The sequence below is a fragment of the Herbidospora sp. RD11066 genome, assembly GCF_054661255.1.
On sequence record NZ_BAAGDO010000209.1, the window covers coordinates 1 to 261 of the forward strand.

Annotated in this window: 1 protein-coding gene; it reads left to right on the top strand. The window is 47.5% G+C overall.

All coding sequences use genetic code 11. The features are described from left to right. On the top strand, positions 1–261 hold a 261-nt coding region (locus ACYQ78_RS39760; protein ID WP_459806170.1), incomplete at both ends, for a hypothetical protein.

Sequence of the window (261 nt, forward strand, 5' to 3'; positions counted from 1 at the left end):
GAAACCCAAGGAAGCTGCCAAATCTACAAAGTCAAAGTCGAAAAACGATAAACCCAAGTTTGTGATTGAGTCGTCACTAGGTAAAGAGATCTACGCCTCGAGGAAGTCAAGCAAAAGGGTCGAGTCCAGGGATAGTGTCCACGACGATGCCATGAAATCTTCCTTTAAACCGGAACTTTCTGCTCTCGTGTTTGAAAACAAAGTCGCCGGAAACCCGTTTGCCCTGAAACAGACAGAAGCAACCTCAGTCGAAGCAGCCGC